We start from the raw sequence: 24,186 nt of genomic DNA on the forward strand, positions 1-24,186 counted from the left end.
CACAGGAGGCGGGCGGGCGGGTGGGTGCCGCAGTGCTTGGCGGCCTGGCCCGGCTGGCACGGAAAGGCGAGATCGCTGCCGCCCCGAAACTTCGCACTATCGTCGCGAATTCAACCGCTGTGGCACAACGGATTTCGCAGTGGTGGGACCGAGAAGCGGTCGTCGTGCATCCACCGGTCGACACTGTCGGCTTTGCCCCGGACCCCTCAGTGACGCGCGAGAATTTCTACCTGCTCGCGGGCAGGCTGGTGCCCTACAAGCGACCAGATCTCGCAATCGCGGCAGCGAACAAGGCCGGGGTGGAACTCGTGGTTGCCGGCGACGGAAGGGCGATGAAGCAGTGTCGTGAGATCGCCGGGCCAAGGACCACGTTCCTGGGCCGCGTCCCGCATGACGAGCTGGTGAACCTGCATCGAAGGGCTCGCGCTCTTCTGATGCCGGGCGTCGAGGACTTCGGAATCGTTCCTGTGGAGTCGATGGCCACGGGAACGCCCGTCATCGCACTCGGCGAGGGCGGCGCAGTGGATTCGGTTGTGCCCGGGCTCTCCGGCGAGCTGGTCACACCGGGAGATGACGAGGCCGTCATTGACGGATTCGCCTCCGCCATAGACTCTTTCGCGCCATCAGATTACGACCGCGCAGAGATCCGACGGTGGGCGGAGCGCTTCTCGCGGGCGAACTTCAGGGCACACATGCAGCTGGTTGTGGACGAAGCTACGGACCGAGTCTGCGCGGCTGGGCGTATCGCCTGATCGCGGGCGCGACGGGAGCCCCGCTTATCAACCCGTCCACCCCGCCGGCCTCCAGCGCCTGCCGGTACACGTGTAGCGCCTGCCGTACTCCGTCAACGGTCTGATCGACATCGTCGGCAGTGTGTGCTGCGGAGATGACGAATGATTGGCCGAGTACTCCGACTCGAAGCATCTCCTGCAGAAAAAGGGTCCGGAACAGTTGTGAAGGTTTGTGTTCCGGGTCTCTGGTCGCGAACACGAGACAAGACGGGCGGCCGAGAACCTCGAAGTGCTCATCGATGCCGAGCTCGCGACTGACGTCGTTCACCTCTTCGGCAAGCCGTTGGCCCGACTTCTCCATCGTGGCGATCGGATCCTCTCGCGCAAACGCCTGCACGACAGCGCGGAATGCTGCCAGTCCGGTTGTCTCGGCGCCGAATGTCGTCGACAGTAGGAAGACCCTGTCGCGGTCGGTGTTCAAGCCGCCCAGTTCCATCAGATCGCGACGGCCTGCCAACGCTGAGATGGGAAACCCGTTTCCGATGGCCTTGCCCCAGCACGACAGGTCCGGTGTCACTCCGTAAATGCTTTGGGCGCCGTGCACCGACCACCTGAATCCGGTGATGATCTCGTCGAAGATCAACACCGCGCCATGTGCGTCGCACAGCGCCCGTACTCCTTCGAGGAATCCGTCCGCAGGTTCGGCGGTTGCAGTTGCCGGTTCGAGTATCACTGCAGCGATGGAATCGGGCTCGGCCGCGAAAAGCGTTGCAAGGGATTCCAAGTCGTTGTATTCAAACCGCATTGTCTGCCGGCGGACCGAATCGGGAATTCCGTTCGCCATCTCGGTGGTCGCGATGAACCAGTCGTCAACGGAGAAGAAGGGGTGTGTGCAGATCGCAATCTTGTCCCGCCCGGTTGCCGCCCGCGCGAGGCGTATCGCGGCGGTGGTGACGTCTGAGCCGTTCTTGGCGAACTTCACCATGTCGGCACCGGGCACAAGGTGCAGGAAGTCCTCGGCGGCCGCCAGTTCGAGCCGGGTGGGTCTTGTGAAGTTGACGCCGTCGGCAATGGCTGCCTGCACGGCCGTGACCACAGGCTCATAGCCGTGGCCGAGCACAACGGACCGTAACCCCATCCCGTACTCGATGAACTCGTTGCCGTCGACGTCCCAGACCCGCGCACCTTTGCCACGGTCGAGAATCGGAGCCATGTCGACCGGATACTGGTCGGCGCCGCGGGCGTAGGTATGCGCGCCGCCGGGCACCAGCTCGTGCAGCCTGGCCTGGAGCCGGTTCGAATGGCTGAACGCGACCGCAGGGCTCACCATCTGACTCCTCCATCGTCCCGATAGCCATCAAATTAACCAGCGATCAAAAGATCGGCCTTCTGACCAGTAAAACCCAGTGGTAGCTAATCTGAATACCTTCGCTAGACTAACCCCCGTATGTGTGGATCGGCAAACGCGGATCAGCGGATGATGGGACAACTTCGATGACGAATCGAGGACTACGCAAGCTGGGCAAAGGGGCCGCCCATGTCGGCATCGGTCGCCAGCGGCTGTCCCGCAGACTGCACGACGCCCGAAGCTATTGGACGGCTGACTCCGACCCGCACTGGCTGTCGAACTCGCACTGGCGTGGCGGACTTGACGCCGATCTCTGGGAGCAGATCGGGCAAGAGCATCTCGACATGTTCCGGCTCTTTGCGAACGCCCTCGACAAGCCGGCGGAACCCGGAGTCGTGATTGAGTGGGGATGCGGAGGCGGAGCAAACGCCGTTGCATTCGCTCCGAGCGCCAGGAAATTCATTGCCGCCGATGTGTCGGCGGGCAGCGTCGAAGAGTGCGTCCGGCAGATCGCGGCGGTGTGTGACACGGCTACCGAGTCCCTTGTCATAGACATCGAGAACCCAGAGGAGTCGGTCGCCGGGCTTGGCGGGACGTGTGACACGTTCCTCTGTTTCTACGTCATGGAGCTCACGGCGGGGCATCCGGAAGCGCTGCGCATCCTGAGGATCGCAGAACAGCTCCTCACTCCTAACGGCGTCGCTGTGATTCAGGTCAAATACCACAACGGGTGGCGTACGCGAGGTCTCGGGCGTGACTATCGGCGAAACCTCGCGAACATGACCACTTTTGGGATCGACGAATTCTGGTTGTCGGCGCAAGAGTGTGGACTAAAGCCGCGACTCGTCACCTTGGTGCCACAGAATCGGCTGGACTCGCGCTACGCCTACTACGCCTTGACGAAGCCCTAACTCACGTCTGGAATCAGCTCCACACCGGCCAGCGCGACGGCATCGTCGCGCTCGGGGGCGGTGACGACGGCGCGGAACCCGTCGCCATCTTTCCAGACGCTCGCTTTTAGCGTCTCCCCGGGAAACACCACGCCCGCGAACCGGGCGCCGTAGCTGCCCACGCGCGAAACATCACCGTCCAGCAGCGCGTCCACCATCGCCTTGCACGTCATGCCGTAGGTGCACAGCCCGTGCAGGATCGGCCTGGGAAAGCCTGCGGCCGCGGCGAATTCGGGATCGGAGTGCAGCGGGTTACGGTCCCCGCACATCCGGTAGAGCAGCGCCTGCTGAGGCGATACCGCAATGGACAGCTCGAAGTCGGGCGCCCGCTCCGGCGGCTCCGATGACGTCGACGGCCCGCGCTCGCCGCCGAATCCGCCTTCACCGCGGGCGAAGATGGATCGCTTCTGCGTCCACAACGGTGTGCCGTCGGGCGTGGTGACCGAAGTCTGCGACCAGATCACCGCGGCCTTGCCCTTGTCCCAGATGTCGGTGAACCTGGTGACCGCGCGGGCGGTACCAGACGGCGGGATCGGCGCGGGCACCGACACCGCCTCGCTGGCGTGCAGCACCTTGCTCAGCTCGATGTCGATCCCTGGGAACTGCACCGTCGGCGGCTTGGTGTCGTGAAAACTCGCTGCCACATTGCCGAATGTCGGCAGCACCTGGGGTGTGTCGTCGACGAGGTAGCGCAGCTCGCGCTTGTCCATCGGATCCTGGCCCGCGCCGAGACCTAGATGGTAGAGCTGAATATCGCTACTGGTCCAGGAGAACTCGACCGGGTCGAGCTGCGCGCCCAGTGCCTCGTCGAGGTTGATCGGCATGTCAGCCCTGCCCCGGGTTCGACGTCGCCGGCTGGGCGGCTCCCGCGATGTGCAGCGCCGCGAGATAGCCGAACGCCATCGCCGGGCCGATCGTGCCGCCGGGTCCCGGATACGTGTGGCCCATCACCGGAGCGCTGACATTGCCCGCGGCATAGAGACCGTCGATCACCGAGCCGTCGTCGCGCAGCGCGCGGCCATGCACGTCGGTGACGATGCCGCCCTTGGTCCCAAGGTCGCCCGGCACCATCTTGGCCGCATAGAACGGCCCATGGCTGATCTCGCCGAGGTTGGGGTTGGGCTTGTTGGTCGGATCGCCGTAATAGCGGTCGTAGGCACTCTCGCCGCGGTGGAAGTCCTCGTCGGTGCCAGCGCGCGCGAAGCCGTTGAACCGCTCCACCGTCGCGCCAAGGGCTTGCGCCGGCAGCCCCGCCTTGGCGGCCAGTTCATCGATCGAGTCGGCCGTCACGATCACGCCGGACTCCAGCCACTTCTTCGGAATGCGCTGCCCTGGTTGAAGTCCCGCAAAGATGTAGCGGTCGCGGTATTGCTGGTCGAAGATCAGCCACGCCGGGATGTTCTCGCCGGGTCCCGGGCCTTGACCGTACTCGCCGCCGTACATGTGGTGGCACGCCTCGACGTACGGCATGGACTCGTTCATGAACCGCTGGCCCGACATGTTCACGATGATCGAGCCCGGCGAGTTGCGCTCCGAAAGCGCGAACCAGGGTGCGCCGACCAGCGGCACCGTCGGGCCCCACCAGGCGTCCTCCATGATGTCCAGCGCGGCGCCGAGCTTTTCGCCCGCGATGATTCCGTCACCGGTGTTGGCCTTGGCGCCGACCGTCCACTCGGTGGTGATCGGGGCTCGCTGGTACTTCACCCTCATCTGCTCGTTGTGCTCGAACCCTCCCGAGCCGAGGATCACGCCGCGGCGGGCCCGGATCAGTTCGGGCTCCGCCGATTCGGGAGCGTTGGTGTCGCGGACGTAGATACCGCGCACGACACCGTCCTCGACATACAGATCGGTGAACGCCGTGTTCAGCCGAACCGGAACACCGGCCTTCTGCAGGCCGATCCGCAACGGCGCGATCAGCGCGCGCCCCATGCCGACGAGGTTCTTGCCCGTCGCCTTGGCCCACATGGTGCGGGCGCCGACCTTCAGGCTGCGCAGCACCCCGCGCGGATGACGCTTGAGCATGTTGAGCCGCACGTAGTCCTGCTGCATCACAACGACATTGAGCGGGACCTTGCCGTACGGGGGCTCGAGACCCGCCTCGTCGGCGCCTAGTTTCTTGGCGTTGAACGGTTTGGGCTCGATCGACCGACCGCCGGACCTGCCGCCTGCGGACTCCGGGTAGTAATCGGAGTAACCCGGCACCCAGCACATCTTCAGCGGGGTGTGCTTCAGCACAAAGGACAGCATCTCTGGGCCCCGGTCGAGATAGGTGTCGATGCGTTCGGCCGGGACGACGTCGCCGATGATGCCGTGCAGATAGGTGCGCGCCGCCTCAGCCGTATCTGAGACGCCCTCGCGTTTGAGGACTTCGTTGTTCGGGATCCACACCCCACCGCCCGACCGCGCCGTGGATCCGCCGTAGTGCGCGGCCTTTTCTACGACTAATGTGGAAAGGCCCTGATGGGCGGCGGTGAGGGCAGCGACCATGCCTGCGGCGCCGCTCCCGACCACGACGACGTCGCACTCCTGTCCTGTCATGTAGAACACGTTATAGAATTGCCCCGCTCGGGAACAACTGGCCCGGTCGGAAGACACGAGCGGATTACGAGGGGAAGTAGCAAGGATGCTCACCGCCGACGTTCGTGACGAGCTGGCCGCCGCCCTGGCGGAGGCCGAACGCAGCCGCGTCCCCATCGCCCCGCTGACCACGGCCAACCCCGATATCGACGTCGTCGACGCCTACGAGATCCAGCTGATCAACATCCGGCAGCGGGTCGCCGAGGGCGCCAAGGTGATCGGTCACAAAGTGGGGCTGTCGAGCAAGGCGATGCAGGAGATGATGGGCGTCGACGAGCCGGACTACGGGCACCTGCTCGACGAGATGGCTGTGTTCGAGGACCGACCGGTGCCCGCGGGCAGGTATCTCTACCCGCGGGTCGAGGTCGAAGTCGGTTTCGTGCTGGCCGACGACCTGCCGGGGGAGGGCTGCACCGAGGACGACGTGCTCGCTGCCACCGCCGCGTTCGCGCCGGCGATCGAGTTGATCGACACCCGTATCAGGGACTGGAAGATCAAGCTGTGCGACACCATCGCCGACAACGCCTCATCGGCAGGCTGGGTACTCGGCCAGGCGCGGGTGTCGCCCAAAGACATCGACATCCAGAGCATCGATGCGGTGCTGACCCGCAACGGCGAGGTCGTCGCCAAGGGCCGCAGCGACGCGGTGCTGGGAAATCCGGTGACGGCCGTGGCATGGCTGGCCCGCAAGGTGGACAGCTTCGGCGTTCGGCTGAAGGCTGGAGATATCGTGCTGCCAGGGTCGTGCACCAAGGCGTTCGACGCGAACCCGGGCGACGATTTCGTCGCCGACTTCGACGGGCTGGGATCGGTCCACCTTTCGTTCGAGTAAGGAGCACACATGCCCCGCAAGGCATCCGTCGCTATCGTCGGATCCGGCAACATCAGCACCGACCTTCTCTACAAACTGTTGCGCTCGGACTGGTTGGAGCCGCGGTGGATGGTGGGTATCGATCCGGAGAGTGAGGGTCTGGCGCGGGCGCGCAAGTTGGGGTTGGAGACCAGTGCGCAGGGTGCCGACTGGTTGTTGGGTTTGGATGAGAAGCCGGACCTGTTGTTCGAGGCGACCAGCGCATACGTCCACCGCGACGCCGCACCCAGGTACGCCGAGGCGGGTATTCGGGCGATTGATTTGACGCCGGCCGCCGTCGGGCCCGGCGTGATCCCGCCGGCGAATTTGCGGGCGCATCTGGATGCGCCGAACGTGAACATGGTGACCTGTGGTGGGCAGGCGACCATTCCGATGGTGTATGCGGTGTCGCGGGTAGTGGAGGTGCCCTACGCCGAGATCGTGGCCAGTGTGTCGTCGGTGTCGGCGGGCCCGGGGACGCGGGCCAACATCGACGAGTTCACCAAGACCACCAGCAGGGGTGTGGAGACGATCGGTGGCGCGAAGCGCGGCAAAGCGATCATCATTTTGAATCCGGCGGATCCACCGATGATCATGCGCGACACCATCTTCTGCGCGATCCCCGAAGACGCCGACCACGACGCGATCGCCCAGTCGATCCGCGATGTGGTCGCCGAGGTGCAGACCTACGTGCCCGGCTACCGGCTGCTCAACGAGCCGCAGTTCGATGAGCCGTCGGTGGTCAATGGCGGCAATCACGTGGTGACCACGTTCGTTGAGGTGGAGGGTGCGGGGGATTATCTGCCGCCGTATGCGGGGAACTTGGACATCATGACCGCCGCGGCGACCAAGGTTGGCGAGGAGATCGCCAAGGAGTCGCTGTCGGCTGCGGCTGGAGGAGGCCAGGCATGAGTACAGATGAGGTGTATTTCAACCCGATGTGGGACATCCGGATGACGGACACGTCGTTGCGCGACGGGTCGCACCACAAACGGCATCAGTTCACCAAGGACGAAGTCGGCGCGATCGTCGCGGCGCTGGACGCCGCAGGTGTTCCGGTGATCGAGGTCACTCACGGTGACGGGTTGGGCGGGTCGAGTTTCAATTACGGCTTTTCCAAGACTCCTGAGCAGGAGTTGATCAAGCTGGCGGCCGAGACGGCCAAAGAGTCCAAGATCGCGTTTTTGATGTTGCCGGGGGTGGGCACCAAGGAGGACATCAAGGAGGCGCAGAACAATGGCGGCTCGATTTGTCGGATCGCCACCCATTGCACCGAGGCCGATGTGTCGATCCAGCATTTCGGGTTGGCCCGTGAGCTGGGCCTGGAGACGGTGGGCTTTTTGATGATGAGCCACACGATTTCCCCGGAGAAGCTGGCCGCCCAGGCCCGCATCATGGCCGACGCCGGGTGTCAGTGCGTGTACGTCGTCGACTCGGCGGGTGCGCTGGTGTTGGAGGGGGTGGCCGACCGGGTGGCTGCGTTGGTGGCCGAGCTCGGTGACGACGCCCAGGTCGGTTTTCACGGCCACGAGAACCTCGGCCTCGGAGTCGCCAACAGTATTGAGGCGGTGCGGGCGGGCGCCAAGCAGATCGACGGGTCGTGTCGGCGGTTCGGTGCGGGTGCGGGCAACGCGCCGGTGGAGGCGTTGATCGGGGTGTTCGACAAGATCGGCGTCAAGACCGGCATCGATTTCTTCGATATCGCCGATGCCGCTGAGGAGGTGGTGGCTCCTGCGATGCCCGCCGAATGCCTGCTCGACCGCAACGCGCTGATCATGGGCTATTCGGGGGTGTACTCCAGCTTCCTCAAACACGCCATCCGCCAATCCGAACGCTACGGCGTGCCCGCCCACCAGCTGCTGCACCGCGCCGGGCAACGCAAACTCATCGGCGGCCAAGAAGACCAACTCATCGACATCGCACTAGAAATCAAACGCGAACAAGAAAGCGGCGAGACGGTAGCCCGCTGAACTAATTCACGGTGATCGGCGCGCCGTTCAGCGTCCACCCCGACGTGGTGTAGCTGCCCGCGGCCACGTTAGACGTCTTCGCGAACGGCACGGCTTGCGTATTTTGCAACGCGATGTTGTTGAACGCGATTCTGTTGACCGACCCGGCGTCCACCACGATCCCGACGTTGCGGTACGCCGATGTGGGTGTATTCGAAATGGTCAGGCCCGAGATGGTGACGCCGGTGACGCTCCTATTGGCGCTCCCGGAGTAGACGAGAACCGCTCCGTGTACTACTTGGGTGTTGGTGTTGGCGCCGGTCACCGTTCCGCCTGTGACGTCGACGTTGCTCACCGAGTTGGTATTCCACGGACTACCCTCGGCGGCGATGTAGACCGCCGCCGCATTGGATTGGGATACCGCGATGTTTCGGTAGGAGATGTTCTGTCCGCCGACGACGGTGATGCCGCGCCCATTGGTGGTCCCGTTTACGCGCGGTGATTCGATGACAATGTCGTGGCAGATGGGCTCTGTGCCGTAGGAGACAACGGCGACCCCGTCGTCACCCGTTGCCTGGGTAACGGCGTTGATGACCTTGCCGTTGTTGGCACCGTTCGTCATGTGAATACCGTCAGCGCGGGTGTTGCGCACTGTCACCCGGGTGAGCGTGAAATTGCTTGCGCCATAGATCAGTACACCCGCCGCGGCCGAGCCGGTGATGGAGACGTCGCTAATCGACACTCCGTTGCCCTGTATGAACAGCCTTTGTTGATCGGCGGCGTCGTAGCGTGTTCCGGTCAACGGCGCGGTCAGGTTCAGATTGGAAACTGCGACGTTGTCGGCAAGGATCTGCACAGAAGAGGTCGCATCGTTGGTCGCCTGCAGCGTGGCGCCGCCGCCGTCGATTCGCACGCCTGCGCTGCGCAGCTTGAGAACCCCGCTGTGTTGGTAGGTTCCTGGAGCCAAGGTGAGGGTATCGCCGGACCGAAGCGCATCGAACTTGGATTGGAGCCACGCGGTGGTGTCGCCCGAGGGTGGCGCTGTTGTGGTCGTCGGCGGCGAGGTGGTGGTCGGCGCGCTTGTGGTCGTCGTGGAAGGGGCGGATGCCACGATGGTCACCCGGTCCAGTGAAAGCGACCGCGTGCAGAAGAACCTGTACGGATTTGTGAAGGCAACCCCGATCGTGTGCGATCCAGCCGCGATAGTCGTCGGTGTCGTGTAGGCGGCCCACGACGACGAAGAGACTTTCACGGTAGATATCGCCTTACCATCCACCAAGAGATTCATGGTCGGCGCCCCATTGCATTGCTGCCCCTTCGCACGGACGACGACACTGGCGGAGGCAGGCAGTGCGACCGTGATCGATGCGGTCGCCGCCGCTTTAAGGACGAGTGCCACGCCGCCGGAAGCGGTGGAGTCGCGAACAGTGCTGGCGCCGGATGCGGGTGTGACCTTCATCGACTCGGCTTCGATCGTTGCATCCGCGGCAACCGCGAGTGGGGTGATCGAACAGGTGACGGCGATGGCGGCGGCAATGCCTACGAATGCGAGCGAAGCAAATACCGCACGTACTCCGGACATGGGCACTCCATCGACTGGGCGAACGCGATCAAGATCACAGCTTTCTCTTAGTTGACACAAATAACAATATTCACTGCTATCACTTTGGTAACAGAGTCGTCCGGTTCGCGAATCGCTTCGGGGTATCTAGTCCGGTTAAGCAACTTTTTCCCCCCGCTCGTAATCACCCGCTGCCCAGGCACGACGGTGCGCATCGACGCTCGCCCCCGGCTCGAGGTCGTTTAGGGCTGGGTCATTCGGTGAAGCCTCTTGGACGTGTGGCAACTAGTCGCACGCTGAAGGAGTGATCTGATGAATTTGTCCGCAACGACCGTCCGTCGCGGCCTGTACGGCGTTCTGGCCGGCGGCCTGCTTGGTGGCGTCGCATCTGCGGCGATGATTATGCCGACCGCCAACGCGGAGCCGGTAACCCCTATGACGCCAGATAACTGCACGTTCAGCGGTGCCGCCAACACCTCGAGCACGGTGTCGGCCGAGATGAGCACGTACCTGGCGGCCCATCCCGAGACCAACGAGGACCTGACGGAGATCGCGAAGCAGCCCATGACAGAGGCTCAGGTGCAGTACCGCGCCTATTTCGCCAAGAACCCGCAGGTTGAGAGCGAACTGAAGGCAATCAACCAGCCCGCAGTCGACCTGGTAAGCCAGTGCGGCATCGTGGTCCGGCCAACGCCGATCTCGGAGGCCCTGCAGGGCGTGTAAACGCTCGGCTAACCGCTGTGTACTGACACCGCTCATCGCGTCGGCATTCTTTTGCCGGCGCGATGAGTGTTTACTCACCCGTTCGCGCCTGCCACATTGGTAACGCCTACTTGCGCGCCGGCGAACTTGCATTCAGTGGCCCGAACAAAGGAGCAATCATGATCCCAGCGGTGACGCGTGTCCGGCGGACCGTATTCGGAGTACTCGCCGCAGGCGGCGCCTGCGCCATCCTGGCCAGTCCGCTGGCCGGCGCAGATCCGGACGACGCGCCTGCGCCCGCTCCCGCCGCGACCGATGACTGCACCGCCGCAACCCTGGCATCGACCATCAGTACGGTCACGACCCAGCTGTCGACATATTTCGCGGCTCATCCCGACGCCAACCAGGCGCTGATAGACGCCACCCGCCAGCCGGCCTTCATCGCGGCCGGGCAGTTCGAGGACTACACCAATGCACACCCTGATCAGGCAGACGAGATTCGCGCCATCCAGGCGCCCCTCGCCGCGTTCAAGGACCGGTGTGGAATGCAGGTGTCGCCGACCGACGCGCTCACGGTGCTCGCAGACCTCTAAGGATCGAACGCCGGCTTCGTTCCGCCGAGCCGGCTGGTGAGCACATCGGCCGTTGCCGTCAACGCGCGGGCGAGCTTGACGATCTCCGCGTCGGTAAGCGCCCGGCCGATCTGTAGCGACACCACCATCGCCTGGCGCTGATGGTGGTCGAACACCGGCGCCGAGATCACGCTGATATCGAATCGGGCGGGGCGGCGCTGCCCTTTGGATACGTGCTCACTTCGTAGGTGAACTCGCTCGCCGATGTCGGCGATGAGCTCGCCGAGCAGTGCCTGTAGTTCGTCGGGCAGCCTGTTCGACATCCCCGACATCAGCGCGTAGAGCCGTCGTCCGCCGGGCGTGAGGCGCTCGACGAGGTATCCGGTGTGACGGCATTCGGCGACGACGCGATCCATTCGCTCGCCATCGGTGCGCAGCGGGATCGTGGGCTCCCTGGCCAGCCAGTCGCGCAACGCAACGTCGTCCCACAGCACGAACATCAGTCCGACCGGCGGGGCGAACGGATAACTCTGCCCGACGCGGACACCGACGTGGGCGCCCGGCGGGCCGACGAGTTCCAGCACGGTGATGCGGTCGTCAACTACCGCAGACAGCGCAGCGGTGGTACCCGCGATGGCCGACAGCCTGCGCAACTCCGCCCGCGCGGCCGGGTCCACCCGCAGCGACTCCTGTGCGGTGTGCCCAAGGGCGATCAGCGCAGGACCCAGTCGATAGGTCTTGTCCCCCGGGTCGCGCACCAGGTAATCGGAGTCGGTCAGCGTGGTGACGATGCCGAGGCAGGTCGGCTTGCTCAGGCCGAGACGGCGCGCGAGCTCCGACACGCCGAAGCGGTCGTGTGGGTGGCTGGCGAGGAATTCGAGAACGGCGACCACACGTCCGGTTGGCGGCGACGCCCGGCCGGACGATTCTGGGATCGACATGTCAGAAATGTACCGCTGCGTTCCAAATATCGAACGATGGATCGCAGCCGGCCGTTGACGTGAATGAGAACACGTTCTAGTTTCTAGGGGTGTACTCCCAGCCACTCACCGATGCGATCGCCGAGGCCGAGCGATTGGTCGCCGCAGCTCCGTTCATCGAATCCGAGGCCGATCTGAACGAAGGTCTGCAGTACCTGGCCGGCTGCATCGCCGGCTGCACCCACCTGGCTTTCGACTACGACCGCGACCACCCGTTCATGCAGTCGGGTACCGGCCCGTTCACCAAAATGGCCCTCGACAACCCCGATACCCTCTACTTCGGCACCCGCGTCCAGCCCGGCCACGAATACGTCGTCACCGGAACTCGCGGCACCACCACCGATCTGAGCTTCCAGATGCTCGGCGGCGAGTACACCGATGACAACGTGCCGGTCAGTCAGGCGGCGTTCGACGACCGCGAGCTCGACATCGCGGCCGACGGCACCTTCGAGTGGCGAGTGACGCCGAACAGCCCGTCGCAGCTGCTGGTCCGCGAGGTGTACAACGACTGGTCCGCACGGCGCGGCTTCATCAGCATCGCCAGGACCGACACCGCAGGCACCGCGCCGCCGCCGCTGACGAAGGCGATGATCGAGAAGCGGTACGCGGTCGCCGGAAAGCAACTCGTGCAACGGGTGAAGACCTGGCTGCAGTTCCCGCAGTGGTTCTACGACACGCTGCCGGTGAACACGATGGTGGCGCCGCGCCTCACCCCGGGAGGGCTGGCCACCCAGTACTCGTCCGTCGGACACTTCGAGCTGAATCCCGATCAGGCCCTTGTCATCACGCTGCCGGTCACCGATGCGCCGTATCTCGGATTCCAGCTCGGCAGCCTCTGGTACATCTCGCTGGACTACATCAACCATCAGACGTCGCTGAACGGCACTCAGGCGCAAGCAGATCCGGACGGAAATATCCGGATCGTGGTTTCCGACACCAACCCGGGCGTCACGAACTGGGTCGAGACGCTTGGCCACCGCAAGGGCTACCTGCAGTTCCGCTGGCAGCGGCTGTCGCGTGAGCTCACCGAGGCGGACGGTCCCACCGTCGAGTTGCTCGACATCGACAAGGTGGCGGCCGCGTTGCCGTACTACGAGTCGAACAAGATATCTGACGAGGATTGGCGCGCGCGGATCGCGCTGCGTCAGAAGCAAATTGGCGACAGGATGGTTGGGTGATGCTCAAAGACAAGGTGGTCGTCATCAGCGGTGTCGGTCCGGCACTGGGCACCACGCTTGCGCGCCGATGCGCGCAGGCGGGCGCGGATCTGGTGCTGGCGGCCAGGACCGTCGAGCGCCTCGACGACGTCGCCAAACAGATCACCGACATCGGCCGCCGCGCGGTGACGGTCGGCACCGACATCACCGACGAGGCTCAGGTCGACAATCTCATCGCCGAGTCGCTCAGCGCGTACGGCAAGGTTGACGTGCTGATCAACAATGCGTTTCGCGTCCCGTCGATGAAGCCCCTCGCCAACACCACGTTCGACCACATCCGGGACACCTTCGAGCTGACCGTGCTCGGGGCGCTGCGATTGATTCAGGGCTTCACCCCCGCGTTGACCGAAGCGAAGGGTTCGGTCGTCAATGTGAACTCGATGGTGGTCCGTCACTCCGATCCCAAGCAGGGCGCGTACAAGATGGCCAAGTCCGCGCTGCTTGCGATGTCGCAATCGCTTGCAAGTGAGCTCGGGCCGCAGGGTATACGCGTGAACTCCGTTCTGCCCGGATATATCTGGGGTGGCACGCTGCAGGGTTATTTCGAGCACCAGGCAGGCAAGTACGGCACGACCGTCGACGAGATCTACAACGCGGCCGCGGTCAACAGCGACCTCAAGCGGCTGCCGACCGAAGACGAGGTGGCGTCGGCGATCCTCTTCATGGCCAGCGACCTGTCCAGCGGCATCACCGGCCAGGCCCTGGACGTGAACTGCGGAGAATTCAAGGCATGAACCCCACTCGCACCGACCCCGGCAGCGTGGAGGACCTGCACGCCTCGGCGACCAAGGCGTGTGGGCTCGACGACTTCGGCTCCGACGACGACGATTATCGCGAGGCCCTGGGCGTTCTGCTCGAGTCCTACCGGCGCGACGCCGACCTCACCGAGATCGGTAGCAAGATGAACCGCTTCTTCGTGCGCAACGCGCTGGTCGCGCGGCTGATGTCCGAGGCGGCGTGGAAGCAGTACCCGCAGCACGCGGACGTGGGTATCGAGCGGCCGATCTTCGTCACCGGTCTGCCGCGCACGGGAACCACGGCCCTGCACCGGTTGATGAGTGCCGACCCGCGCCACCAGGGCCTGGAGCTGTGGCTCGCCGAGTTCCCGCAGCCGCGCCCACCGCGCGAAACCTGGTCGGACAACCCGGTTTTCCGTGAACTCGATGCCCGGTTCACACAGGCGCACAACGAGAACCCGGATTACACCGGACTGCATTTCATGACGGCCGACGAGGTCGAGGAATGCTGGCAGCTGTTGCGCCAGTCACTGCACTCGGTGTCGTACGAGACGCTGGCGCACCTGCCGACGTACTCGCAGTGGCTGGCGGGTCGGGATTGGATCAAACCGTATGAGCGGCACCGGAAGAACCTTCAGCTGATCGGGCTGAACGAGCCCGAGAAGCGCTGGGTGTTGAAGAACCCCAGTCACCTGTTCGCGCTCAAGGCTTTGATGGCCGCCTACCCTGACGCGCTGGTGGTGCAGTGCCACCGACCGGTGGAGACGATCATGGCGTCGATGTGCTCGCTGGCCCAGCACACCACCGAGGGCTGGTCCAACAGCTTCACCGGCGAACTGATCGGGCAGGACGCGATGGAGACGTGGTCGCGCGGCCTCGAGTTGTTCACCGCCGAACGGGCCAAACATGATTCGGCGCAGTTCTACGACATGGACTACTTCGAGTTGATCAAGGACCCGATCCGCACCGTCGAGGGGATCTACCGGCACTTCGGCATCGAGATGACCGACGAGGCGCGCGCCGCCATGGAGGCGAGCGACGAAGAGAGCAAGCAGGGCCCGCGTGCGCCCAAGCACACCTATGCTCTCGAGGATTACGGACTGACCGCCGAGGCCGTCAAGGATCGCTTCAAGGGGCTGTAGCGTCCCTCTCCTGTCGCGAGCAGACGCAAAATCACCCTTAATACGGCGCGTCGGGGTACTTTTGCGTCTGCTCGCGCTGGAAAACTAGCCGTCGCCCGGCGACGGGGCGCTCGACGCTTCCTCCAGGACACCCTCGGCCACAGCGTGTTTGATGCTGTCGGCCAGCTTCGGGCAGGAGCGGGCGCGGGCCGGCTCGCCGCCGGACTTGCGCACCTCGGCGAAGAACGCACAACGCTGGCTCGCGTCGGAGTTCCACTGCACCGATGTGTGCGCCGGGCCAAGCTTCTTGACGCTGACCGATACGTGGCAGAACCGGCAGTCGACAGACACCAGACCCGAGTTCAGGTAGCGCTCCCGGTCCCGCCGCGTCGCCTCGCGAACGGCGGCGGCACGATCCGGGTCCGATGCGAAATCCGGCGCCTTCGACCAGGATCCGTTCGACTCGCCGTCGGCGGCGTTGGCGTGGTCATCGTCGTCATGCGCGCCGTGCAGTGCCAGCATCGACCGGGCGAGCCGGTCGACGTCTGGTATGTCGTTGCGAGTCACGAGCCCTGTTCGGCCTGCACCTTGAGGTTCTCTTCCACCTCGACGTGCCACTTCTCGTTAGCGGCGGTCGTGTCGACCTCGATTTCGAAGCGGTCCGTCATGTCGGGCGTCACGTCGGCGACGTCGACGTAGAACTGCTGGTACCACCGCCGCATCTGGTATACGGCACCGTCCTCCTCGACCAGCAGCGGATTGTCGATGCGGGTCTTGTGCTTCCAGATCTCGACGTCCTGCAGGAATCCCTTGCTGACGCCTTCGGTGAACACCCGGGCCAGCTTCTCGGTGGTCTGCTCGTCGAGGCCCTTTGGCTTTTCGACGATGACGCCCCACTGCAGCACGAACGAGTCCTGGCTGACCGGGTAGTGGCAGTTGATCAGGATCGACTCGGCCTTGAAGCCGGCGTAGTTGTTGTGCAGCCAGTTGATCATGAACGACGGCCCGAAGTAGCTGGCCTCGGAGTCCAGATGTGCCTCACCGTAGGAGGTGCCGAGGTCATTCACGTCCGGACGCCCGACGTTGTGCAGGTACTGCGACGCGATATGGCCCTCGAAGACGTTCTTGAAGTGCGTCGGCAGCCCGAAGTGGATGTAGAAGAAGTGCGCCATGTCGGTGACGTTGTCGATGATCTCGCGGCAGTTGGAGCCCTCGATGAGCATCGAGTTCCAGCGCCAGTCGGTCCACCCGTCGTCGGCGAACTCCGGGATATCTGGTACCCGCACCTCGGGTTGGGGCGGATTGCCTTCATGGTCGTGCCAGACGAACAGCAGCCCGCCGCGCACGTCGGTGGACCAGGCGCGGGTGCGGGCCAGCCGCGGCGTGCGCTTGGCGTACGGCACAAGCTTGCACTTCCCGTCGCCGCCCCAGCGCCAGTCGTGGAACGGGCAGGCCACCTCGTCACCCTTGATGGTGCCCTGCGACAGGTTGCCGCCCATGTGCCTGCAGTAGCCGTCGAGCACCTTCAACTCGCCCTGCGAGTCGGCGAAGACCACCAGCATGGTGCCGAAGATCTCGATGCCGTGTGGCTTGCCGTCGAGGTAGTCCTTCACCGGGCCGAGGCAGTGCCAACCGCGTGCGTACCGGTCCGGCAGTGCACCGGTGTCGATTTCGCGAATGCCGCTCATGCCTGTGTCAGCCGTCACTTCGCGCCTCCTGTCCTCGCTCTCTAACTAGAACACGTTACAGTTTTTCCCGTTCGGCGCGCAAGGTAAACGGCATCTACCTGCGGTATATCTAGACGATGCCGTTGTTCACGTTCGAGGGCCGCTCGCCGACGGTCGACCCGGGAGCCTTCATCGCACCCACTGCGACGCTGGTCGGCGACGTTCGCGTGGAGGCGGACGCCTCGGTGTGGTTCAACGCGGTACTCCGCGGCGACTTCGCCCCCATCATCGTCCGCAGGGGTGCCAACGTGCAGGACTGCTGCGTCTTGCACGCCCCACCGGGCATTCCAGTCGACGTCGGACCCGGCGCGACGGTGGCCCACGGCTGCGTGATCCACGGCGTGCACATCGGCGCCGAGGCGGTTATCGCCAACCATTCGACGGTGCTCGACGGCGCCGTGATCGGCTCGCGCAGCCTGATAGCGGCCCATTCACTGGTGGTCGGCGGCACGAAGATCCCCGACGAAGTCGTCGCGGCCGGGGTGCCTGCCAAGGTCAGGGGTCCCGTCGCCGGCACCGGCGCGCAGATTTGGGTGGACTCCAACCCCGCGGCGTATCAGGATCTCAGCAGGCGCTATATGGACGGGTTGCGCGAGATCACCGAGCCGGGTCCGACTCGCGACCCTAGATGAGGTAGGCCTCCAGCTGGGAGTTCACCGCAATGTCCTTGACGCCGTTGGCTTTCGTCTGCCCCAGCACCGACAGGATGTGCGGATGGTTGGCGCCGTGGTGCGAGCGTCGGTTGTATCGACGCGGCTCGGCATCGCCCTTGTTTGCGATAAGGCACCCCGACCCCGAGCGCACGAAGCCGTCGTCTTCGATCGAGCTTCCGAAGTTGGAGCTCTTGAAACCGTTGACCCACTTAATGTCAATCTCAACCCAGCGGCCGGGGATCGCGATGCGGTAGGCCGTCCCTCGGTGGGGTTTCGCCGCTCGGGCTCGTCGTGGCAACCGGTATGTTCGCGGTGCCTGGTCCGTTCGCTCTGAACTCGACATTCCAACCGTCGTCCTGTCTCAGGCGTAATCCCCGATGAACTGGTACTGGCTGCAGCGCGGTGCAAGTGGCAGCACCGGCGGGTTAGCCTCCGCGCTGGCGGGAACGATGAGCATTCCCGCGGCGGAGGGCGCCTGTGAAGAATCGGGTGTTTCCCTACGATTGCCCGCCTCGGTCAGCAAAGCCCCGTTCACGGGCGAGTTCGACCGCCGCTGACCAGCACAGATGAGAGTAACGACTACCGGGAGGTTTGCTGTGCAGCCGGTGAGCTTTTACTGAATAGGTGGAAACCCTCGGCTGTTATCCAGCCCGTGACATAGGGAAATACCTGATTCGTCGGGGACCATCGCCCCGCTAACGTCGCCGACAGAAAACTCACAGCGGCCTGTGGTAGGCCGACCGATCGGGACGAGCCCAGGAGGGCGTCATGTTTCACACACCGACGACGAAGGTCGCCAAAAGGCTGGCAGCGGCTGCCGGCGTCACTGCTCTAATGTTCGCCGGCGTTGGAACCGCCGCGGCGGAGGAGTTCGAGCCGCCGGTCAACATTCAGAACAACAGCACCTTGCCAGGGTGCCTCGTCGTTGCCTGGCAGCACTCTTCGTCAGGTGTCGCTTACTACACGGTGTCGCTTGATGGGCAAGATCCCGTAACAATCCCGGATGCTGTCCAGTTCACCAAGGAGTTCTGCTCCTTGGCCGCCGGCTCGACCCACCGGGTCAAGGTGTGCGCAGTATTCAACACTGAGGACGAAGACGAGGCATGCGCGCCGGAAAAGAACCTCACCGCAGCTGCAGACGGAAATAAAGTCGGAGAGCTGGATAATCCGCAGGAAAAGCCGACACCTCCGATCGTCGCAGTCGGTTCTGGTACCGATTGGGTGGATTTGGAGTGGGGCTGGAAAGCGCAAGGGCCACATGCCGGTTTTGACACGCCAAGTTTTATGTTTGGCTCAACCGCCCCGGCGGCGAGTTAGTCACGAGGGAGCACAAGAGCTCAGGCAACTGGGGCTACTACAAATTCGAAGGCCTGCAGCCGGACACTCTCTATCACGTGCAGGTGCAGGGCTGCACCGGCTCCATCTTCCCGTACGACGGAGGGACCTGCTGGGGCAAGTCGGAGTGGCGCGAAGTTCGGACAAGGCCCAACCCGGCCTCAGCCTGCCCCAAGTTCGAGTTCATCCCCGGTGAGATCTCACTCACCCAGAGTGACGGTTGGACACTGCAGACATCTGCGAGCAAACAGGAGCTGATCGGCTACCCTACGGCCGCGAAGGCTGACGGCTCGGGAAGAATTTCCGGGACCGTCATCGGCGGCATTAGGGGACTCGCCGTCGATTTCAAAGTCGCCTGGGGCAACGGCCACGCTTCGCACTACTACGGCGATATCAATCCCGACGGCACGATTACGAAGGGCGAGCGTGACGACATCCGAGAAGCGGGGGCGGTTGACGACAACACGACCTGGCGCCTGAACGGAGCGCTCAGGTGTGTCGCGTGAACCCACCCCGCCTCAGCGCGAGCGTGAGTGTTTGTACGCCGACACACCGCTGGCGGCCGATCGGTTCTCGCGTTAGATCTTGCGGGCACTCTTGGTGGCGGCGTCGAGCTCCCAGTAGGCGCGCAACGCGATGATCTTGCCCTCGTCGTTCACCCGGTAGGTGAACACCCCCTCGGCGACGACCTCGTACCCACTCGACCGGATGACGATATTGCCGACATTGGCTTCCTCGTCGCCGCATTGGTAGGTCTTCTCGAAGTTGAACGTCAGCTCGCTAGGGGCGATCGCCATGTCGTAGAACTTCGCGATCGCCTCTTTACCCCTGTGCCCCTTGCCTTCCGGGTCGAAGTGTGACGGCCCGATCGGATCTTCGACGACCGCGTCGTCGGCGAACACCGCCAGCCAGGCTTCTTTGTCACGGGCCACCGCCGCCTCGCGCGAGCGCTTGCCCGCGAGGTGTACGGGTGAGTCGCTCACTCCTGCCATCCGGAGTGGATGTAGGTCTCTGCGAAGCGCTTCACCGAATCCTGCTTCTTGTCCAACGGGGCGTCGAAGCCGAGGCCGTCGAAGACCCACGGCATGACGATGTTGTCGGTGACGCCTGCCTCGGCCAGTTCGCGGTGGCCGTCGACACCGAACTTGTCGATGCAGACGGCCTGATACTCGAACGGGTCATCGGCGCGGCCGTTCTCGGCAAGCAGCTTCTTGAGCTTGGCGATGATGTCGGTGAGCTCGGCTCCGGTCAGCATCGCGCTGGTCCAGCCGTCGCCGACGCGGGCCGCCCGCTTCAACGCCACGTCGGTGTGGCCGCCGACGTAGAACGGCACCGGCTCGGTGGGGGCGGGACTCATCTGCAACTTGTCGAAGTCGTAGAACTCACCGTGAAACTCGACCATGCCGCCGCTCAGGACGAGCTTGATCACCTCGATCATCTCGTCGACGCGCTTGCCGCGCTTGCCGTACGGTTGGCCGCACCATTCGAATTCCTCCGGCGCCCAACCGATTCCGACACCGAAGCCGAAGCGGTTGTTGGTCAGGTTCGCCACCGACCCGACCTGGCGAGCCATCAACAGCGGGTTGCGTGAGCCGAGCTTCATCACGTTGGTGTAGAACCGCAGCGTCGACGTAACGGCGCCCATCGCGCCAGCGGCGATCAGCGGGTCCACCCACGGGGTGTTCTCGTCCCACATCCGCGAGCCGTCTGGTGTGTACGGATAGTCCGCCGCCTGCTTCTCCATGTAGAAGATCGAGTCGGGTAGCGCGATGTTGTCGAATCCGGCCTCCTCGACCGTCTTCGACAGCTCGACCAGCTGGTCGATCGGGCACATCGGCACCGCGCAGGTGTATTGCATCTTGCTCGTCATGGCTTGTCCGCTCCCACCACCCACATCGAGTAATACTGCGAGCCTCCGCCATAGGCATGCCCGAGGGCCTTGCGGGCTCCTGCCACCTGGTGATCGCCCGCCTTGCCCATCACCTGGATGGCCGCCTCGGCGAACCGGATCATGCCCGATGCGCCGATGGGATTGCTTGACAGTACGCCGCCGGACGGGTTGAACGGGATGCGGCCACCGATCGCCGTCTCGCCGGCTTCGGTGAGCTTCCAGCCCTCGCCCTCAGGGGCGAAGCCGAGGTTCTCCAGCCACATCGGCTCGAACCACGAGAACGGCACGTAGACCTCGGCGACATCGATCTCGTCGATCGGTGAGCTGATTCCGGCGTCGCGCCACAGCGCCGCCGAGGCATCGCGACCGGCCTGCGGGTTCACCTGGTCACGGCCCGAGAAGGCCAGCGGTTCGGTGCGCAACGCGGTGGCGTGGATCCACGCGACGGGGTGGCCGTCGGCGACGCGGCGATCCGCGATCTCCTCGTTGCCGAGCACCAGCGCGCAGGCGCCGTCGGACGAGGGGCAGGTCTCGTCGAAACGGATCGGGTCCCACAGCATCTGGGACTCCATCACCTTCTCCAGCGTGATGTCGGGCTGGTGCAGGTGGGCCAGCGGGTTCTTCGCACCGTTGAGCCGATCCTTGACCGCCACCATCGCGCCGATGTGCGTCGGCGCGCCCGAGCGCCGGATGTAGGACCGCACGTGAGGGGCGAAGTAACCACCCGCGCCCGCACCGACCGGCTTGGTGAACGGCACCGGAATCGACAGCGCCCACATCGCATTGGACTCGGACTGCTTCTCCCAGGCCATCGTCAGCACGCGCTTGTACTTGCCGGACTGCACCAGGCTGGCAGCGACGATCGCGGTCGACCCGCCGACCGAGCCCGCGGTGTGCACCCGGATCAGCGGCTTGCCGGTGGCGCCCACCGCATCGGCCATGAACAGTTCGGGCATCATGACGCCCTCGAAGAAGTCCGGCGCCTTGCCGACAACGACGGCGTCGATGTCGGCGAACGTCGACCCCGAGTCCGCGAGCGCCTTGTCGATGGCCTCGCGCACAAGGCCGTTCATCGAGACGTCCTTGCGCTTGGCGACGTACTTGGTCTGCCCCGTGCCCAGGACGGCTGCAAGCTGACCGGCCATTTCTATTTCCCGCCTTCCATGACCGCGACCAGATTCTGTTGCAGCGCAGCCCCACTGGTGGCGTGCGCCAGCACCCGCTGCGCAGAGCCGTCGAAGATGCGGCGGGCCGCGAATCCGATGCGCTCGAGTCCGGTCGAGAACATCGGGTTGGCGGCCAGCGCGCCACCCGACGGGTTGATCTTCGTGGCGTCACCCAGCCCGATGGCCTCTTTCAGGATCAGCTGTTGATGGGTGAACGGGGCATAGAGCTCGGCCACGTCGATCGACCCGGTGTCACCACCTGTCGCTGCCGAGGCCGACGCCGCCGTCGACGGTGACGTGGTCAGGTCGCGGGCGCCGAGCACCGGTGTCTCGATGCGGTGCTCGAACCCGGTGATCCACGCGGGGTTCTCCCGCAGCTCCCTTGCGCGGTCGCCCGCGGCCAGCACGATCGCCGATGCGCCGTCGGTGATCGGCGCAATGTCATGGCGGCGCAACGGGTCTGCGAAGTACGGCCTGGCGAGAAGTTCGGAGATGCATTCAGCCTCGTCTGAGGCAGTTGGAGCCTTCTCCGAGTCGGTGCGCTCGGCGACCGCGAAGGAGTCCAGCGCCACCTGTGCCATCTGCTCGGCGGTCCACTTACCCGAGTCCAGTCCGAACCGGGCCTGCAGGCCCGCCGTCGACACGGCGTCGGGCACCAGCGGGGCCACCGTGTACGGGTCGGTCTGCATCGCCAGCACACGACGCAGCACCCCGGCGCTTGACTTGCCGAAGCCGTAGACGAGCGCGGTGTCCACCGAGCCGGTCAGGATCTTGATGTAGGCCTCGTAGAGCGCCCACGCGGCGTCCATCTCGACGTGCGACTCGTTGATCGGCGGGACCGCTCCGATCGAATCGATCGCCGACAGGAACGAGAATGCCCGCCCGGCAAGGTAATCCGAGGATCCAGAACACCAGAACCCGATGTCGGTCTGCTTGATGCCCAGATCGGCGTACAGCTCGGCGAAGCATGGCATCAGCATTTCGACGCCGTTGGTGGTGCCTTCGGTGCGGCGCACATGCGGAGCATGCGCGAACCCGACTACAGCTACGTCAGTCACGGATTTCCTTACTGGTGGTGCTTGTAGGTTTCGTAATCCGCGTCGGGCTCACCCGTCGGCCGGAAGTAATCAATGTTGTCGATGCCAAGGCCCCACTCCTCGCGGGGTTTCCACACCGCCTCGACGCGCATGCCCATCCGCACATCGGCTGCGTCGATCTCGGTGACCAGATGCAGGAACGGGATGTCGGCGCCGTCGAGCAGCACGTAGGCCGCGACATACGGCGGCTTGATGCGCTGGCCGGCGAACGGGATGTTGATGATCGCGAACGTCGTCACGGTGCCCTTGTCCGGCAGCTCGACGAACTCGTCGAGCTGTTGGCCCGTCCCGGGGTCGGCCTCCCTGGCCGGGAAGTACACCTTGCCTTCTTTGCCGGTGCGCGCGCCGAGCAGCTTGCCCTCCTCGAGCGCGCGCAGGAACGCGCTTTCCGGAATTGACGCCGTGTGCTGGATCTCGATCGTGGTTGGGACGACGAGCATGGTCACCGGCTCGCGTTCGTCGGCGGTCTCCTCGGGCACCTCCTCTGCCTCGTCGCCGAGCGCGAAGTAGGCGATGTCGGTGATCGCGCCGACCGGGTCGTCAACCCAGTGCGCATGCACGCGGGCACCGGTGCTGATCTCCGCAGACGAGCCCGCATCGACCGCATGAAGCATCGGGGTGTCGGCGCCGTCGAGCTTGACCAGCGCCCATGCGAACGGCCGGTCGAGCGGCTGACCCTCGAGGGGTTCGGGCTGCCACGTCCAAGACACCACGGTCCCGACGCTGGCCACCGGTACGATCTCGGTCAGCTCGTCGTAAGTGACGGGGTCGTACTCGGCAGGCGGAACGTGCACTCGACCATCCGAACCACGCACGCCGACGATGCGTCGCCCGCGCAGGGCGGTGAAGAACTGGCTGAGGACGGGTCCCACTGAACGGGTGTAGTCGAAGGACAGTCTCAGCGGCGCCGAAAGGGGCGGCTGATGTGTGTCGATCTGCACCGGGCTGCTTTGGCTGGTGGTCACAGCATCGAGTAGAACAGGTTCTAAGAATGGTTTCAAGGACGGGTCGGAAGGCGGTCT

General features: G+C 64.6%; 26 protein-coding genes. 13 read left to right on the plus strand and 13 right to left on the minus strand.

Features of this window, described 5'->3' with window-relative positions; translation table 11 throughout:
* A partial coding sequence (locus tag D6M19_RS14405; protein ID WP_123025918.1) for a glycosyltransferase occupies positions 1-752 on the plus strand: 752 nt, incomplete at its 5' end.
* On the opposite strand, the gene D6M19_RS14410 is transcribed toward D6M19_RS14405, so the two are convergent.
* Complete coding sequence (locus tag D6M19_RS14410; RefSeq protein ID WP_234834857.1) at positions 715-2,058, minus strand: glutamate-1-semialdehyde 2,1-aminomutase; 1,344 nt, start codon at positions 2,056-2,058, stop codon at positions 715-717. The two genes, D6M19_RS14405 and D6M19_RS14410, sit on opposite strands and share 38 nt — an antisense overlap.
* Positions 2,059-2,225: 167 nt before the next feature.
* On the opposite strand from D6M19_RS14410, the gene D6M19_RS14415 reads away from it, so the two are divergent.
* Positions 2,226-2,990, plus strand: coding sequence for a class I SAM-dependent methyltransferase (locus D6M19_RS14415; RefSeq protein WP_123025920.1), 765 nt, complete (start codon positions 2,226-2,228; stop codon positions 2,988-2,990).
* Here D6M19_RS14415 and D6M19_RS14420 read toward each other — a convergent pair.
* Positions 2,987-3,853: an enoyl-CoA hydratase ChsH3 gene (locus D6M19_RS14420; protein WP_123025921.1), complete on the minus strand. Its 867-nt coding sequence runs from the start codon at positions 3,851-3,853 to the stop codon at positions 2,987-2,989. The genes D6M19_RS14415 and D6M19_RS14420 overlap by 4 nt on opposite strands.
* Position 3,854: 1 nt before the next feature.
* Complete coding sequence (kstD, locus tag D6M19_RS14425) at positions 3,855-5,567, minus strand: 3-oxosteroid 1-dehydrogenase (protein ID WP_123026081.1); 1,713 nt, start codon at positions 5,565-5,567, stop codon at positions 3,855-3,857.
* An 85-nt stretch (positions 5,568-5,652) separates the two neighbouring features.
* On the opposite strand from kstD, the gene D6M19_RS14430 reads away from it, so the two are divergent.
* The 3 genes from D6M19_RS14430 to dmpG are packed head-to-tail and all read left to right on the plus strand — an operon-like array spanning position 5,653 to position 8,426.
* Positions 5,653-6,438: a 2-keto-4-pentenoate hydratase gene (locus tag D6M19_RS14430; RefSeq protein ID WP_123025922.1), complete on the plus strand. Its 786-nt coding sequence runs from the start codon at positions 5,653-5,655 to the stop codon at positions 6,436-6,438.
* Positions 6,439-6,447: 9 nt separating this feature from the next.
* Positions 6,448-7,368: an acetaldehyde dehydrogenase (acetylating) gene (locus D6M19_RS14435; RefSeq protein WP_123025923.1), complete on the plus strand. Its 921-nt coding sequence runs from the start codon at positions 6,448-6,450 to the stop codon at positions 7,366-7,368.
* Positions 7,365-8,426 carry a 4-hydroxy-2-oxovalerate aldolase gene (dmpG, locus tag D6M19_RS14440; protein ID WP_123025924.1) on the plus strand — a complete coding sequence of 354 codons (1,062 nt, stop codon included), beginning with the start codon at positions 7,365-7,367 and terminating at the stop codon, positions 8,424-8,426. The genes D6M19_RS14435 and dmpG overlap by 4 nt, the downstream gene beginning before the upstream one ends.
* Before the next feature lies 1 nt (position 8,427).
* Here dmpG and D6M19_RS14445 read toward each other — a convergent pair whose 3' ends face one another.
* Positions 8,428-9,987 carry a carbohydrate-binding domain-containing protein gene (locus tag D6M19_RS14445; protein ID WP_123025925.1) on the minus strand — a complete coding sequence of 520 codons (1,560 nt, stop codon included), beginning with the start codon at positions 9,985-9,987 and terminating at the stop codon, positions 8,428-8,430.
* 291 nt (positions 9,988-10,278) lie between these two features.
* Between D6M19_RS14445 and D6M19_RS14450 the strand changes: the two genes are divergently transcribed.
* Together D6M19_RS14450 and D6M19_RS14455 are read left to right on the plus strand one after the other, a co-directional pair.
* Positions 10,279-10,689 carry a heme-binding protein gene (locus D6M19_RS14450; protein ID WP_123025926.1) on the plus strand — a complete coding sequence of 137 codons (411 nt, stop codon included), beginning with the start codon at positions 10,279-10,281 and terminating at the stop codon, positions 10,687-10,689.
* Positions 10,690-10,847: 158 nt separating this feature from the next.
* Complete coding sequence (locus D6M19_RS14455; protein ID WP_123026082.1) at positions 10,848-11,261, plus strand: hemophore-related protein; 414 nt, start codon at positions 10,848-10,850, stop codon at positions 11,259-11,261.
* Here D6M19_RS14455 and D6M19_RS14460 read toward each other — a convergent pair.
* Complete coding sequence (locus D6M19_RS14460; protein ID WP_123025927.1) at positions 11,258-12,181, minus strand: IclR family transcriptional regulator; 924 nt, start codon at positions 12,179-12,181, stop codon at positions 11,258-11,260. The genes D6M19_RS14455 and D6M19_RS14460 overlap by 4 nt on opposite strands.
* A gap of 89 nt (positions 12,182-12,270) precedes the next feature.
* Here D6M19_RS14460 and D6M19_RS14465 point away from each other — a divergent pair, with 89 nt between their 5' ends.
* Genes D6M19_RS14465 through D6M19_RS14475 form a run of 3 tightly spaced genes read left to right on the plus strand, consistent with a single transcriptional unit; the run spans position 12,271 to position 15,316 of the window.
* Positions 12,271-13,398: a hypothetical protein gene (locus D6M19_RS14465; protein WP_123025928.1), complete on the plus strand. Its 1,128-nt coding sequence runs from the start codon at positions 12,271-12,273 to the stop codon at positions 13,396-13,398.
* Entirely contained in the window at positions 13,398-14,171 is a 774-nt protein-coding gene (locus tag D6M19_RS14470; RefSeq protein ID WP_123025929.1) for an SDR family oxidoreductase, read from the plus strand. The genes D6M19_RS14465 and D6M19_RS14470 overlap by 1 nt, the downstream gene beginning before the upstream one ends.
* A complete protein-coding gene (locus tag D6M19_RS14475) occupies positions 14,168-15,316 on the plus strand; it encodes a sulfotransferase family protein (protein WP_123025930.1) in 1,149 nt (382 codons plus the stop codon). Before D6M19_RS14470 ends, D6M19_RS14475 begins: the two co-directional genes overlap by 4 nt.
* 84 nt (positions 15,317-15,400) lie before the next feature.
* On the opposite strand, the gene D6M19_RS14480 is transcribed toward D6M19_RS14475, so the two are convergent.
* A complete protein-coding gene (locus D6M19_RS14480) occupies positions 15,401-15,817 on the minus strand; it encodes a hypothetical protein (RefSeq protein ID WP_206428534.1) in 417 nt (138 codons plus the stop codon).
* A 41-nt stretch (positions 15,818-15,858) separates the two neighbouring features.
* Positions 15,859-16,983 (minus strand): 3-ketosteroid-9-alpha-monooxygenase, oxygenase component, encoded by a 1,125-nt coding sequence (locus D6M19_RS14485; RefSeq protein WP_407665349.1) that lies wholly within the window; start codon positions 16,981-16,983, stop codon positions 15,859-15,861.
* A 116-nt stretch (positions 16,984-17,099) separates the two neighbouring features.
* Between D6M19_RS14485 and D6M19_RS14490 the strand changes: the two genes are divergently transcribed.
* Positions 17,100-17,654: a gamma carbonic anhydrase family protein gene (locus tag D6M19_RS14490; RefSeq protein ID WP_123025933.1), complete on the plus strand. Its 555-nt coding sequence runs from the start codon at positions 17,100-17,102 to the stop codon at positions 17,652-17,654.
* Here D6M19_RS14490 and D6M19_RS35265 read toward each other — a convergent pair.
* The gene (locus tag D6M19_RS35265; RefSeq protein ID WP_164478491.1) at positions 17,647-17,973 is read right to left on the minus strand and encodes a hypothetical protein; all 327 of its coding nucleotides are present in this window, start codon (positions 17,971-17,973) and stop codon (positions 17,647-17,649) included. The genes D6M19_RS14490 and D6M19_RS35265 overlap by 8 nt on opposite strands.
* A gap of 470 nt (positions 17,974-18,443) precedes the next feature.
* Between D6M19_RS35265 and D6M19_RS14505 the strand changes: the two genes are divergently transcribed.
* Both D6M19_RS14505 and D6M19_RS14510 read left to right on the plus strand, forming a co-directional pair.
* On the plus strand, positions 18,444-18,992 hold the full coding sequence (locus tag D6M19_RS14505; protein ID WP_123025936.1) for a hypothetical protein: 549 nt from the start codon (positions 18,444-18,446) through the stop codon (positions 18,990-18,992).
* A gap of 77 nt (positions 18,993-19,069) precedes the next feature.
* Complete coding sequence (locus tag D6M19_RS14510) at positions 19,070-19,516, plus strand: hypothetical protein (protein ID WP_123025937.1); 447 nt, start codon at positions 19,070-19,072, stop codon at positions 19,514-19,516.
* Between the two features lie 72 nt (positions 19,517-19,588).
* Here the strand turns inward: D6M19_RS14510 and D6M19_RS14515 are convergent, their stop codons facing one another.
* From D6M19_RS14515 to D6M19_RS14535, 5 genes are read right to left on the minus strand one after another with little or no spacing between them, the layout of a single operon-like run.
* Positions 19,589-19,993 carry a nuclear transport factor 2 family protein gene (locus tag D6M19_RS14515; protein WP_123025938.1) on the minus strand — a complete coding sequence of 135 codons (405 nt, stop codon included), beginning with the start codon at positions 19,991-19,993 and terminating at the stop codon, positions 19,589-19,591.
* Entirely contained in the window at positions 19,990-20,868 is an 879-nt protein-coding gene (locus D6M19_RS14520; protein ID WP_123026083.1) for a TIGR03619 family F420-dependent LLM class oxidoreductase, read from the minus strand. Before D6M19_RS14520 ends, D6M19_RS14515 begins: the two co-directional genes overlap by 4 nt.
* 8 nt (positions 20,869-20,876) lie before the next feature.
* A complete protein-coding gene (locus D6M19_RS14525; protein WP_123025939.1) occupies positions 20,877-22,046 on the minus strand; it encodes a thiolase family protein in 1,170 nt (389 codons plus the stop codon).
* Positions 22,047-22,048: 2 nt separating this feature from the next.
* Entirely contained in the window at positions 22,049-23,125 is a 1,077-nt protein-coding gene (locus tag D6M19_RS14530) for a thiolase family protein (protein WP_123025940.1), read from the minus strand.
* Positions 23,126-23,133: 8 nt separating this feature from the next.
* Positions 23,134-24,129, minus strand: coding sequence for a Zn-ribbon domain-containing OB-fold protein (locus tag D6M19_RS14535; protein WP_123025941.1), 996 nt, complete (start codon positions 24,127-24,129; stop codon positions 23,134-23,136).
* Between the last annotated feature and the right edge of the window lie 57 nt (positions 24,130-24,186).

The organism is Mycolicibacterium stellerae (assembly GCF_003719305.1).
GTDB classification, from domain to species: domain Bacteria; phylum Actinomycetota; class Actinomycetes; order Mycobacteriales; family Mycobacteriaceae; genus Mycobacterium; species Mycobacterium stellerae.

Bases quoted from the DNA above. Each gene is read 5' to 3' on its own strand.
- D6M19_RS14415 (WP_123025920.1), top strand. From the start codon at position 2,226: ATGACGAATCGAGGACTACGCAAGCTGGGCAAAGGGGCCGCCCATGTC.
- D6M19_RS14520 (WP_123026083.1), bottom strand. From the start codon at position 20,868: ATGCAATACACCTGCGCGGTGCCGATGTGCCCGATCGACCAGCTGGTC.
- D6M19_RS14430 (WP_123025922.1), top strand. From the start codon at position 5,653: ATGCTCACCGCCGACGTTCGTGACGAGCTGGCCGCCGCCCTGGCGGAG.
- D6M19_RS14505 (WP_123025936.1), top strand. From the start codon at position 18,444: ATGTTTCACACACCGACGACGAAGGTCGCCAAAAGGCTGGCAGCGGCT.
- D6M19_RS14445 (WP_123025925.1), bottom strand. From the start codon at position 9,987: ATGTCCGGAGTACGTGCGGTATTTGCTTCGCTCGCATTCGTAGGCATT.
- D6M19_RS14450 (WP_123025926.1), top strand. From the start codon at position 10,279: ATGAATTTGTCCGCAACGACCGTCCGTCGCGGCCTGTACGGCGTTCTG.
- D6M19_RS14460 (WP_123025927.1), bottom strand. From the start codon at position 12,181: ATGTCGATCCCAGAATCGTCCGGCCGGGCGTCGCCGCCAACCGGACGT.
- D6M19_RS14420 (WP_123025921.1), bottom strand. From the start codon at position 3,853: ATGCCGATCAACCTCGACGAGGCACTGGGCGCGCAGCTCGACCCGGTC.
- D6M19_RS14475 (WP_123025930.1), top strand. From the start codon at position 14,168: ATGAACCCCACTCGCACCGACCCCGGCAGCGTGGAGGACCTGCACGCC.
- D6M19_RS14490 (WP_123025933.1), top strand. From the start codon at position 17,100: ATGCCGTTGTTCACGTTCGAGGGCCGCTCGCCGACGGTCGACCCGGGA.
- kstD (WP_123026081.1), bottom strand. From the start codon at position 5,567: ATGACAGGACAGGAGTGCGACGTCGTCGTGGTCGGGAGCGGCGCCGCA.
- D6M19_RS14480 (WP_206428534.1), bottom strand. From the start codon at position 15,817: ATGCTGGCACTGCACGGCGCGCATGACGACGATGACCACGCCAACGCC.
- D6M19_RS14470 (WP_123025929.1), top strand. From the start codon at position 13,398: ATGCTCAAAGACAAGGTGGTCGTCATCAGCGGTGTCGGTCCGGCACTG.
- dmpG (WP_123025924.1), top strand. From the start codon at position 7,365: ATGAGTACAGATGAGGTGTATTTCAACCCGATGTGGGACATCCGGATG.
- D6M19_RS14485 (WP_407665349.1), bottom strand. From the start codon at position 16,983: ATGAGCGGCATTCGCGAAATCGACACCGGTGCACTGCCGGACCGGTAC.
- D6M19_RS14455 (WP_123026082.1), top strand. From the start codon at position 10,848: ATGATCCCAGCGGTGACGCGTGTCCGGCGGACCGTATTCGGAGTACTC.
- D6M19_RS14435 (WP_123025923.1), top strand. From the start codon at position 6,448: ATGCCCCGCAAGGCATCCGTCGCTATCGTCGGATCCGGCAACATCAGC.
- D6M19_RS14525 (WP_123025939.1), bottom strand. From the start codon at position 22,046: ATGGCCGGTCAGCTTGCAGCCGTCCTGGGCACGGGGCAGACCAAGTAC.